Source organism: Actinoplanes sp. NPDC051405, from assembly GCF_055586185.1.
This window is the reverse complement of sequence record NZ_JBVJIR010000017.1, coordinates 25120-36566: the sequence shown is the minus strand read 5'-3', so window position 1 is coordinate 36566 and position 11447 is coordinate 25120. Positions and strand designations below refer to the sequence as shown.

The window sequence follows — 11447 nt, the reverse complement described above, 5'->3', positions numbered from 1 at the left end:
AAGGGCAGCCATGCCGAGGACCGATGGCCGATAACCCGCTGATCGCGGCGCCGTCGGCGCAGGGCCCGAGCCCGTGGGCGGGCGTCTGGATCGCCGAGGACGTCGAGCAGATCATCTCCGGCGTGCAGAACGGCTCCTGGATCGACGGCACGCTCGGGGTGGTCGGTGCGGGGCTGGACGGGCTGGCCCTGGTGTCGGATCCGGTGGGGGCGTTGCTGCAGTACGGGATCGCGTGGCTGATCGAGCATGTGAAGCCGTTGTCCGAGGCTCTGGATTGGCTGGCGGGAGATCCGGCCCAGATCGCGGCGCACGCGCAGACCTGGCGCAATGTCGCCGCCGGTCTACGCGACGAGGCCGATGAGCTGGTGCGCTCGGTTCGCTGGGACGTCGAGGGGTGGACGGGCGCGGCCGGCGACGCGTATCGCGGTCACGCTGATCGCCGGGCGAAGAACCTGGGAACCCTCGGCCTGGCGGCCGACGGGATGGCCCTGATGACCGAAGCCGCCGGAACTCTGATCGGCACCGTACGGATCATGGTCCGCGACGCCGTCGCGACCGTCGTGTCGCGGTTGATCGTCTATGCGGGCGAGCTGATCGCCACGGCGGGCCTGGCGACGCCGCTGGTGGTGGAGCAGGTGACCACGCTGTGTGCCGCGTGGGGCGCGCGTATCGCCCGATGGCTCAAGGGCCTGATCGCCAGCCTGCGCAAGCTCGGCGACGCGATGCGCCGGCTCGGCGACCGTGTCCACGACCTCAAGGTCAACAGGGCCGACGCGTCCGCGGGCAAGGGCGAGCAGGGCACCGGTGCCGGATCCACCGGCTCGTCCTCAGGTGCCGCCGTTCCGCCTCCGGGACCACCATGGCCCGTTCGCGATGACGTCCCTGGCGCTGCGCGCGGCAAGGACCTCAAGCCGCCGAACAAGCGCCACACAGTGACCGGCGCCGCGCACGGCGAGGTCAGAGGCGACAACAGCGTGATCCTGCGCGGGAACGAGGGCCCGATCCGCGACGACATCGCGCAGATCGCCGCCGGCCGGGCCGAGTGGCTTCCCGAGATCAACCGGTACGAGATCAACGGCCGAACTTACGGCATCGAGCAGAGTGGCACCGTGTTCCCGGACTCCGGCCCTGGCATTGTGAAACTGGACCGCAACGAGTTCGCGGCGTTGAAGGAGATCGCTCGGGCGGGAGGCGACGTGGACAGCGTGCGTGTCTTCACCCGTGACCCCCGTTACGTCAGCCATCCCGAAGCCATCGCCAAGGCGAAGTCCATCTACGACGGGACCTACCCGGAATGACCTACGACCTGCTCCTGGCCGGTGACCTCGACACAGCCCGGCTCAGCGCGGCGCTCGCCGGCCTGGCCTCCGTCCCGCTGGAGTCGGTGGACGTCGCCGCCGCGGAGGCTGAGGAGCGCGACTGGGACGCGGCTGTCCTGTGCACCTATCGAGCTGTGCAGGGTGATCTCTCCTGGTCCTTGGATGTCTACCTGGCCGTTCCTGAGCCGCCGGGTGCGGTGCAAGCCGCGGAATCGCTCGCCGTGTCCCTGGGGCTCCCGGTGTTGTACCCGGCCGAGCCGTTGCCGCCCAGCGCGTACTGGATGGCACTGCCGGACGGCTCCCGGACCCGGGCCCGCGTCTACGAGCAGGACAAGGAAGGCGAGACGGTGCTCGTTATCGATGCCGTGGCGAAGCCGGTCGCGTGGCTGCCGGGGATCCGGGTCGAGGCGCAGCCGGAGGTGATCCGGGAGCATCGGATGCCGACCCCGGTCACGGCCGAGTTCGAGGGCTGGCTGGCTTGCGAGATGATGATTCCCGAGCGGGAGGACGTGCTGCGGTCCGCGTGTGGTCGGCTCGCGGCCTGGGAGGCGCTGACCGTACGGATGGAGTCGGGCTGGCCGCCGGACGGTTGGTATCCGGAGGCCTACTACCAGGAGGATCTGGCGAACCGGGACGACCTGGCCACCGACGCCGACCGGATCCCGCCTGCGGTTCAGGGCCACTTCACCGAGGCGCTCACCCGGGTCGACGACGCGTTTCGCGCCGCCACCCGTGACCAGCCGGTTGCGGCCGAGGGGCGGGCCTGGTGGTGGCAACGGGTGCCGGACCCCGTGCCGTGGCCCAGCGCCGGTTGACCCGGTCACAAGTGGCATATGTCGATAGATCTTGGTGGTGCGGGGGTTCTAGGCTGCCCGCATGCATAACGGGGACCTTCATCGATTCACCTGGCGCCGGCGGGTCATCGTCGGCGTTCTGACCCTTTCCGTAGCCGGCCTCACCGCCGCCTGCAAGACTCCCACCGCCGAGCCCGCCTCGGTCGCCGGTGCCGGACCGGCCGCCTCCAGTGCGCCGGCCGTCAAGTACTTCGGCCCGGATTCCTTCGGCAAGCTGACCATCACCATGTCCGAGAAGGACGCCCTCGCCACCGGGGAGTTGCAGACCGAGCCCGTCTCGACCGTGCTCGGCAAGAACGTGTACTCGTTCGTCGGTGGCCCGAAGCCTGATCCCAAGCGGATGGCCGCTGACGAGAAGCTCGAGAAGGCTGTCGAGAAGGCCGACGCGGGCACCGACACTTCCGCGGCCGGTTCGGCCCGGGCCGCCAAGGCGTACGCCGATTCCACGCAGCGCATGGTGGAGCGGCTGGAGGCGTACCTCAGAGCCGGGGGTGCCTCCTTCCGGGACGGCAAGCTCAGCTCCATCGCCGCGCCGAAGGATGCCGTGACGCCGGCCGGGATCAAGCGGGGTTCGTCGGTGGCCGAGCTGAAGGCGGCCTATGACGGCAAGGGGCTCAAGAACACTTCCAAGACCGCGTACGAGCTGCCGGTCGAAGGCCACACCGGCTGGACCATCCTCTTCGAGCTCAAGGGCGACACGGTGCAGTACATGTCGATCGGCAAAGCGGGCTAGTTCAACGGTACGGTGGAGCGACGCTCATCGATCAACGTCGATCAGGGGGAACCCGGATGAAGTCGCTCACCGCCGCCGTGACCGCTGTCCTGCTCAGCACCACTCTGCTGGCCGCTCCTGCCCGGGCGGGCACCTCCGCGCCTGCCGCACCGGCCGGCGTGGCGGAGGTGCCCGCCCGGCTCATCCCGGCGCGGCCCAGCCCGGACGAGGTCCGTCGCTCCCTCGCACGCATCGCCCGGGACAGTGACGGCCGGGTCCGGCTCGGCGTCATCGGCCGCAGCAACGAGGGCCGGGCGTTGCGCCTGGCCAGCGTCGGCCACGGCCCCACCCGGCTGCTCTACGTCACCCAGCAGCACGGCGACGAGCCGCTGGGCACGCCTGCCGCCGTACGCCTGTTGTGGTCTCTCGGGGTGCCCCGCACGGCCTGGCACCGCTGGCTGCTCTGCCGGGTCACCATCGATGTCGTGGTGCAGGCCAACCCGGACGGCGCGGTACGCAACCAGCGCTACAACCACGACCCGGCCGCCACCGGTGACTACACCGAGCCGGGCGTCGGGTACGACATCAACCGCTTCCACAACCCGCTCACGCCCATCGGGGACAACCCGGTGCCCGAGTCGCGCGCGATCCTGCGGCTGTGGCGGGCCACCCGGCCGCAGGTCGTGATCGACTACCACATGCAGGGCCGCTACCTGCAGCCCGACGGCCGGGAGACCACCGCGTCGATCCTGTGGCCGACCAGCCCGCTGGCCCCGGCTCCGGCGGTCACCGCGGCGCGCCGGCTCGCGGTGGTCAACGACACCGCGATGACCCGGGTGGCCGGGGCCAACGTGACGCGCTATCCCGGTGGCGACTACGAGGGCATCGCGCGCAACGCGTACGGGATCCTGGGCAGTGCGTCGCTGCTCGTGGAGCTCTCCGATCTGCCCGCCGAGCAGGTGGAGTTCCAGATCCGCACCGCGTTCGTGTCGATGATCGCCACCGCGCAGGCGGCGGCGGACGGATCACTGCGGCAGGCCGATCCGGCGCGGGCGGACGCGATCCCGGCCCGTGGCCCCGCCCTGCCGGGTGTCCTGTCCCCGCTGGCACGCGTCGACGCCGCCTGACCCGAACCGGGTTCCACCGGCGGCCCGGCCGGGCCGCCGGTGGAGCTCAGTTGTAGAACGCCAGGACCTGGTCGGCGATGCAGGCCGGCTTGGTCTGCCCCTCGACCTCAGCCGTGATCCGGATGGTCGCCAGCGCCGACCCGGCCATCCGCCGCGACGTGAGCAGCGTCGCGGTGCCGCGCAGCCGCGAGCCCACCGGCACCGGCGCGCGGAAGCGGACCCGGTCGAAGCCCACGTTGATCGCCCGGGTCACGTCGCGGACCTGGACGATCTCGGTGATGAACGCCGCGCACAGCGACAGAGTCAGCGCGCCGTGCGCGACCGTGCCGCCGAACGGGCCTTCCTTCGCGGCCCGTTCCGGATCGACGTGGATCCACTGGTGGTCGCCGGTGAGGTCGGCGAACGTGTCGATCCGGGCCTGGTCGATCAGCTGCCAGCCGGAGGTTCCGAGCTCGTCGCGGGCGAGCAGGTCGTCGATGCTGTCGAAGGCGGTCATCCGGTCAGTGTGACCGGTACGCCCTCGGCAGGCGCATGCCGCGCGCGGCCATCAGGTCGCGGACCCGGTTCGGATAGTTGGTGATGATGCCGTCCACGCCGAGGTCCATCAGCGCCGCGACGGTTGCCGGGTCGTCGCAGGTCCACGGGATCAGCTTCAGGCCGCGCTCGTGGGCCCGGCGCACCATCGCCGCGTCCGGGTAGAAGCGGAAGCCGGGGTCGCCCAGCTTGCCGTTCTGCGGGAAGCCGTACACGGGGGACAGTGCCGTCACGCCCGGGATCGCGTCCGCCGCCCGGACGAAGTCGCCGGCGTAGTCGTCGGCGTCGAGACCGCCCAGCCAGGGTGAGGCGCCCGGCAGGCCCACCTGCAAGAAGTCGTGGTTGGTCAGCGCGACCAGCGGCCAGCGGGGCGCCAGCCGGTGCATCTCACGCAGGGCGCCCCAGTCGAAGGACTGGATCGTCACCTGCCGTTCCAGGCCGGACCGGCGGATCTCCTCGAAGACGCGGCGGACGAACAGCTCCCGGGGCGCGGTCTGCTCGGGGGCGCCCGCCTCCACCTTGGTCTCGATGTTCAGCTTCACGCCGTGGGCCCGGTAGCGCTTGACGAGGTTGAACACCTGGCGCAGCTCGACCATCCGCAGGCCCTTGATCTGCTCCTGCTCCGGGAAGCCGGGCAGCCGCTGGAAGCCGCAGTCCATCGTCCTGAGCTGCGCCAGCGTCAGGTCCTTGACGTACCGGCCGACGTACGGGAACTGCGGGTCGCCCGGCGTGACCGGCGCGGTGTCGCGGCACTTCTGCGCGCTCACCTGCCGGTCGTGGGTGACCACGACCCGGCGGTCGCGGGTGAGCTGGGTGTCCAGCTCCAGCGTGCTGACCCCCAGCCGCAGCGCCTTGCCGAAGCCCTCGAGGGACTCCTCGGTGGTCATGCCGATGCCGCCGCGGTGCGCCTGCAGGTCGAAGCGGGCGGCGGGGGAGGCCTGGGCGGCTCCGGGCACGGCCAGCACCGGTACGAATGCCAGGGCGGCGAGCAGATGGCGCAGTGGCATCGGGGCCTCCGCCTTTCCGGGATTTGAGCCTGCGACGCTAAGCCGCGGTGGTTACCGGACCGTAAACGTAACGGGAATGCATTCTCGGGCACCAGTGAACGGCCGGGCCCCGATTCGGCCGGCCGTTTTCGCGTTTCCCGGGCGGAGAGGTTCGTCAATGGTCGCCGCGCCGTCGTGTGACCGGAAAAGCCTGTCCCAACGGTGGATACGGCCATGGCCCGATCGACCTCTAAACCCGTGAATTTTCGGTGGCTGATCACCCCTAGTTGATCATCTGAGGGGTGCGGACGCTCAGCGGGCCATGATCCACTGCGCCCCGTCACGCTTCCGCTACATGTCTGGTTTATTACGCCTTCATTAAGATCACTTAAGGGAATCCCCATGTCAGTCGATGCTTAACAGTTCAGTCAGTAATGTAGACGGACGTGAAAACAGCGCCGATAAATTGACGGCGCTAGCACTCCTACGTGGACCGGTCAACGGCCGAACCGGGTCAGCCACGGGACATCGAATGTCCCGACGATCGTTGCTACCGTCCATCGTGGCTTCATCGTGGGCCACCTCCGGGATCGCTCTGTGTCAATTTCCTTAACGGCACCTGTGGTGATCCTTCCCTGCTCTGGAGGTACTGGATGGTCCCCACTCGTCCCGCGCGCCGTCGACCGACGCGCATCGCCCTGGTCGCGACGGCAGTCGTGACAGTGCTGCTCGGCGCCTCGAGCCCGGCCGCCGCCCAGGCGACCGGCGCGCTCGGCAAGCCCGCCGTTCAACCGCCGAACGTGCCCGGTCTGGCCCAGGTCGCCCGGCCCGTCGAGGCGCGTCCCGCCCCGCTGCCCAAGCGCACCGGCAGCGTCAAGGTCGTCAAGCCGGCCAAGCCGGCCCGGGCCGCCGCCGCGGCGGCCGGTCTCAACGACCAGGTCGCGCTGCGCGCGCTGGTCATCGGCACCGACGCCAACGACTTCGGCGTCGCCACCTGGAAGACCACCTTGGACCGTGTCGGCGCGTCCTACGACGTGCTCTACGACGCCACCACGCCGCTGACCACCAGCACCCTCGTGCGTCCCGACGGCGTCGGCCGCTACAACGCGATCCTGCTCACCAACAGCATGCAGGTGTACGAGTCCAACGGCAGTTACCTCAGCGGCCTCGACCCCGCGGAGTGGAACATCCTCTGGGCGTACGAGCGCAACTTCGGGGTCCGCCAGGCCGCTCTCTACACCAGCTACGGCACCTGGCCGGAGAACTACTGCCTCACCTCCAACGGTGAGACCGGCGTCGGCAGCACCCCGATCAACCTGTCGCTCACCGCGACCGGCGCGGGCGTCTTCGACTACCTGAAGAGCACCGCCCAGATCCCGCTGGTGCAGTCGTACGTCTACCGCACCGCGATCACCCCGGGCTGCGGCGCCGAGGCCACCATCACCAACGGCTCGGACGTGCTCGGCGTGCGCACCACCTCCACCGACGGCCGGGAGCGGCTCGCGCTGACGTTCACCTCGAACCAGTACCTGACGCACTCCGACCTGCTGGTCTACGGCATGCTGCGGTGGGCGAGCAAGGGCATGTTCCTCGGTGAGCAGCGCCACCACCTCAACGTCGACATCGACGACTGGTTCAACACCTCGGACCACTACTACCCGGACGGCCACGTCGAGTACACGCCGGGCTTCCAGGTCAGCGGGCACGACACCGTCAACCTCGACAACCAGCAGACCGCGCTGCGCGCCGCGCACCCGCAGGCCGCCGACTTCAAGCTCAACATCGCGTACAACGGCGCCGACATCGACCCGTTCGCCGGCAGCGCCTGCAGCCCGAACGGCGGCATCGCCGAACTGACCGCGACCACCAAGTGCCTCAAGGACAACTTCCGCTGGGTCAACCACACGCTGAACCACCCGGAGCTGAACAACACCAGCTACGCCACGTCGTACGCGGAGATCAACGACAACCGGGCGGCGGGCAACGCGATCGGCCTGAACGCTCCCGACAGCGTGCTCAAGACCCCGGAGTACTCCGGCCTGGGCGTCTACAACCCGAACCCGGACGACGACACCAGCCCGCCGGTCGACCACGGCCTCGCCGGCTCCAACCCGGAGCTGCTGCGCGCGGCCAAGGACCTGAACGTCCGGTACCTGCACGGCAACATGTCGTTCGCCAGCCACGTGCCGGCCAACCTCAACGCCGCCAAGGTGCACCCGCTGGAGCCGAGCATCTCGGTGGTGCCGGACTGGCCGACCAACATCGCCTACTTCGTCACCACCCCGCAGGAGGAGACGGCGTTCTACAACTCCTTCTACGGCCCGAACGGGCGCTTCCCGTACTGGCCGGCCAACCTCACGTACGAGCAGATCATCGACTACGAGGCCGGCGTGGCCCTCGGGCACGTGTCGTCGGGCGCGATCTACTCGCACACCTTCCACATCGGCAACGTCCGGGACTACGGCGCCGGCAAGACGCTGCTGACCGACTGGATCGACGCCGTGATGACCAAGTACGAGGGGTTCTACTCCGTACCGCTGCTCAACCAGGACTGGCCGGCGCTGGCGGCGTACACCTCGACCCGGACCGCGCACTTCGCGCAGCTCGGCGCCGGCGTGGACCCCGTCTACGACCGGTCCACCGGCACCATCACGGTCACCTCGCCCGCCGCCGGCACCGTGCAGATCAGCGGCGCCCAGGGCACCGGGGCCGGCACCTACGGCACCGATGTGACGACGACGCTCGCCCTCGCGGCGAACACCGCCGTCACGGTCACCGCAGTCCCGCACCTGTGACGAGCAGGACCTGGTAGAGGGGGGCCGGTGAAGATCGCGCTGGTGTCGGAGGGCACCTACCCGTACGCGATGGGCGGCGTCAGCGTCTGGTGCGAGCAGCTCATCAAGGGCATGCCCGACTACCGCTGGGATGTCGTCGCGCTCACCGTCGACGGCGCCGAGCAGTCCGTCTTCCCGGCCCCCACCAACCTCGGCCAGGTCCACTCGATCCCGCTGTGGGGTGCGCGGCCGCCCGGCCGCCGCTCCCGGCGGGGGCCGGGCCGCCGGCCCGGAGCCACCTTCACCGAGTCGTACGAGGTGTTCCTGCGGGCGCTCGTGACCCCGCTGGAAGCCACCCGTTCCGAGCAGAGCGCCGTCAGCCGCAGCATGTTCCTGCTCGCCCTGCGCGGCATGTTCGAGTACGCCAGCGACGGCGGCGACCTGAGCGGGGCGCTGCTGTCCAACCAGGCCCTGACGATGATGCTCGACGCCTGGCGTGACCTGCGCGTCGACGAGATCGGGCCGGCGCCCACGGTGGCCGACGCCGTCGAGGCGGCCTGGCTCATCGAGCACATGCTGCGCCCGCTGAGCGCCACCCCGGTCCAGGCCGACATCGTGCACTCCTCGATGAACGGGCTGGCCACGCTCGTCGGCATGACCGCCAAGTGGAAGCACGGCACCCCGCTGGTCATGTCCGAGCACGGCATCTACCTGCGCGAGCGCTACATCGCCCACCTGCACGACGACGCGTCGCACCCGGTGCGGGTGCTGGTGCTCAGCTTCTTCCGGCAACTGGCCGGCGCCGCGTACCTGATCACCGACGTGCTCGCACCGCACTCCATGTACAACCGGCGCTGGCAGCTGCACAACGGCGCCGACCCGGAACGCATGTGGACCATGTACAACGGCGTCGAGCCGGAGGAGTTCCCGGCCGCCACCACCGAGCCCGAGCTGCCCACGATCTCGTACATGGGCCGGGTCGACCCGCTCAAGGACCTGCACACCCTGATCCGGGCGTTCGCGCTGGTCCGGGCCGAGATCCCGGAGGCCCGGCTGCGCATCTTCGGTGGCACCCCGGCGGTCAACCGGATCTATCACGAGAGCTGCGAGCGGCTCATCGAGGAGCTCGGTCTCACCGGCGCCGCCGTGCTGGAGGGCCGGGTCGGCAACGCCGTCGACGCGTACCACGCGGGCAGCATCGTCGCGCTGACCAGCATCTCCGAGGGCTTCCCGTACACGGTGGTGGAGGCCATGGCGTGCGGGCGCCCGACCGTGTGCACCAACGTCGGCGGGGTCGCGGAGGCGGTGGGGGACACCGGCTTCGTCGTCCCGCCCCGCGACTATGCGGCCGTGGCCGAGGCGTGCGTGAAGCTGTTGCGCGACAACGAGATGCGCCGCCGGCTCGGCATCATGGCCCGGGCCCGGGTGCTCGAGCACTTCACCCTGCGGCGCTCGCTGGAGATGTACCGCAACGTCTACGAAGGGCTGGCCACGCCGCTCAAGGCCTCCCCGCCGCCGCGGCACCTGCGCGGTCAGGCCCAGGGCCGGGTGGCCGTCCCGGCCCAGCGCGCCGCCGAGCAGCAACTGCAGCTGGACGGTGAGTCCAGGTGAGTCTGGACAGCGAGCTCGATCCGAACCGGCAGCGGCTCGGCTCGATCATGGCGGCCGCGGCGAAGAACCGCGCCGCCGGGCCGGGCGAGCACACCGTGCTGCTGCCCAGGATCTCCACGGATCCGCTGGACGACCTGGTGGAACGGGTACGCCCCCAGCTCGGCCAGGCGGTCGACTCGCTGCACGTGGCCGCCGCCCTCGAAGCCGACGGGCTCACCGACCGCGGCGCCCGCGTCGAGTACGGCTACCACGACGTCTTCGCCCTGGCCACCGAGGTGTTCCGCCGGCTCGGCCCGCAGCTGCCCAAGCCCCGCGAAGCGACCGCCCGCGACCCCAGGGCCTGGCGGGAGAGCCTGCGCCTGATCGCCCACGGCCCGCTGTACGTGCTGCCGAGCACCGCGTTCCCGGCGGTGCTGGCGATCGTCGGGCGGCGGTCGCTGGTGCTGGGCCTGGTCCTGGCCAGCACGCTCGGCTGGGTGTGGGCCGGTGCCGCCGCGCACGGGGCGTACCGGATGCTCGGTCTCGGCCGGCCCCGCTCCGCCGCCCGGATCCTCACCGTGGCCGCGGGGTCCGCGCCGGTCGCCGGCGCCCTCGCCGGCGGCGCGCTGGTCTGGTTCACCGGCGGCGGCCCCGCGCTGATCGCCATGATCACCTGTCAGGTGGCCTACCAGCTCACCAGCACCGTGCTGGTCTTCTACCGCCGGGAACGGTGGCTGGCCCTGGCCATGACGCCGGCCTTCCTGGTCGGCGCGGCCTACCTGGTCCTCGGGTCGGGGCTCAAGCTCTGGTCGGTGGGCGTGGCAGCCGGGTGTGTGCTGGCCGGGTTCCTGATCGCGATGCTGCTCGCCGTGCACCACGGCCGGGTGCCGGCCGTGCAGGAGCCCTCGCTACGGGTCGCGCTGCGCCCGGAGGTGCCGGCACTGATCGGGGTGAGCGCGTACGGGCTGTGCTCGGCGGCCCTGCTGCTGCACGCCGAGGCGCCGTATCTGCTGGGCCGGCTCGACATCGCCATCGCCGCCGCGCCGCTGATCCTGACCATGGGCGTGGTCGAGTGGCGTGCGGAGCGGTTCCGGCCGCAGGCGGTCGCCCTCGTGCGGCGGGTCGAGCGGCCCCGGGAGTTCGTCCGCGGCGTGTGGCTGCTGCTGGCCCGGGAGGTCGCGATCTGCCTGCTCGCACCCGCGCTCCCGGCGGCGGCGATGGTGGCAGTGCTGTTCTGGACCGGTCTGTTGTCCAGCGCGGGGGTCGTCATGACGGCCGCCCACGTCGCGCTCGGCGGCGCGTACCTGCTGGCCTTCCTGCTCGCCGGGCGCGAGCGCTTCGGCTGGCTGTGCGCCTCGATGCTCGCCGCGATCACCGTCCACGTCGGCCTGGGCGCGCTGCTCGGCGCCGCGCCGCTGCTGGGCCGCCCCGGCTCCGCGCTCGTGGACACCTCGCTCTACCTGGGCAGCGTGCTGCTGCTCCAGGCGCTCTTTGTGCTCGGCCTGGCCCCGATCCTCGGCCAGGCCCGGCACTACCGGTAGTTCCGACACG

Annotated in this window: 9 protein-coding genes; 7 read left to right on the top strand and 2 right to left on the bottom strand. The window is 70.8% G+C overall.

The window, feature by feature from the left end; all coding sequences use genetic code 11:
• Nucleotides 1-23 precede the first annotated feature (23 nt).
• From ACZ6S4_RS31975 to ACZ6S4_RS31960, 4 genes are all read left to right on the top strand, one after another.
• On the top strand, nt 24-1298 hold the full coding sequence (locus ACZ6S4_RS31975; RefSeq protein WP_465478476.1) for a WXG100 family type VII secretion target: 1275 nt from the start codon (nt 24-26) through the stop codon (nt 1296-1298).
• Nucleotides 1295-2134, top strand: coding sequence for a hypothetical protein (locus ACZ6S4_RS31970; RefSeq protein ID WP_465478475.1), 840 nt, complete (start codon nt 1295-1297; stop codon nt 2132-2134). The genes ACZ6S4_RS31975 and ACZ6S4_RS31970 overlap by 4 nt, the downstream gene beginning before the upstream one ends.
• 61 nt (nt 2135-2195) lie before the next feature.
• Nucleotides 2196-2906 (top strand): hypothetical protein, encoded by a 711-nt coding sequence (locus ACZ6S4_RS31965; RefSeq protein ID WP_465478474.1) that lies wholly within the window; start codon nt 2196-2198, stop codon nt 2904-2906.
• 56 nt (nt 2907-2962) lie between these two features.
• Nucleotides 2963-4012: a M14 family zinc carboxypeptidase gene (locus tag ACZ6S4_RS31960; protein WP_465478473.1), complete on the top strand. Its 1050-nt coding sequence runs from the start codon at nt 2963-2965 to the stop codon at nt 4010-4012.
• Nucleotides 4013-4058: 46 nt separating this feature from the next.
• On the opposite strand, the gene ACZ6S4_RS31955 is transcribed toward ACZ6S4_RS31960, so the two are convergent.
• Nucleotides 4059-4508: a MaoC family dehydratase gene (locus tag ACZ6S4_RS31955; RefSeq protein ID WP_465478472.1), complete on the bottom strand. Its 450-nt coding sequence runs from the start codon at nt 4506-4508 to the stop codon at nt 4059-4061.
• 4 nt (nt 4509-4512) lie between these two features.
• A complete protein-coding gene (locus ACZ6S4_RS31950; protein ID WP_465478471.1) occupies nt 4513-5553 on the bottom strand; it encodes a glycerophosphodiester phosphodiesterase family protein in 1041 nt (346 codons plus the stop codon).
• A gap of 632 nt (nt 5554-6185) precedes the next feature.
• Between ACZ6S4_RS31950 and ACZ6S4_RS31945 the strand changes: the two genes are divergently transcribed.
• Genes ACZ6S4_RS31945 through ACZ6S4_RS31935 form a run of 3 tightly spaced genes read left to right on the top strand, consistent with a single transcriptional unit; the run spans nt 6186 to nt 11437 of the window.
• A complete protein-coding gene (locus tag ACZ6S4_RS31945; protein WP_465478470.1) occupies nt 6186-8327 on the top strand; it encodes an Agd3-related carbohydrate-binding protein in 2142 nt (713 codons plus the stop codon).
• A gap of 27 nt (nt 8328-8354) precedes the next feature.
• Nucleotides 8355-9917, top strand: coding sequence for a GT4 family glycosyltransferase PelF (gene pelF, locus ACZ6S4_RS31940; RefSeq protein ID WP_465478469.1), 1563 nt, complete (start codon nt 8355-8357; stop codon nt 9915-9917).
• Nucleotides 9914-11437 (top strand): hypothetical protein, encoded by a 1524-nt coding sequence (locus ACZ6S4_RS31935; protein WP_465478468.1) that lies wholly within the window; start codon nt 9914-9916, stop codon nt 11435-11437. Before pelF ends, ACZ6S4_RS31935 begins: the two co-directional genes overlap by 4 nt.
• Nucleotides 11438-11447: the final 10 nt, after the last annotated feature.